This window comes from Faecalibacterium sp. DFI.5.82 (assembly GCF_029076575.1).
GTDB lineage: Bacteria > Bacillota > Clostridia > Oscillospirales > Ruminococcaceae > Faecalibacterium > Faecalibacterium duncaniae.
The window spans coordinates 1-294 of record NZ_JARFIS010000951.1; the positions used below are offsets into that span (position 1 = coordinate 1).

1 pseudogene is annotated in these 294 nt (G+C 62.2%); it reads right to left on the bottom strand.

Annotation, left to right across the window (positions count from 1 at the left end):
• Positions 1-294: pseudogene (locus tag P0G09_RS19630) on the bottom strand (ferrous iron transporter B); the annotation flags it as partial.

Sequence of the window (294 nt, forward strand, 5' to 3'; positions counted from 1 at the left end):
CGGTCCAGGCCGCGTTCCTGCTCCATCTGCAGGATGATATGCTCGATCATCTCTTTTTCGTTCAGATCCAGCTTCAGGGCCTCCTCAATGCGGGGGTCGCCCTCCACCAGCTTTGTGGCGGCAAAGCGCACCGGGATCCCCGCCGCCCGGGCGTGGTCCTCGATGAGGTGGTTGATGCCGTGGATGCAGCGGTGAACCGCACCACCGTGGTCATCCTCGCCGCAGAAGTCCATCCGGCCCGGACGCTCCTGATACTTTGCCACATGGATGGCGTGATACAACAGCTCTGACGAC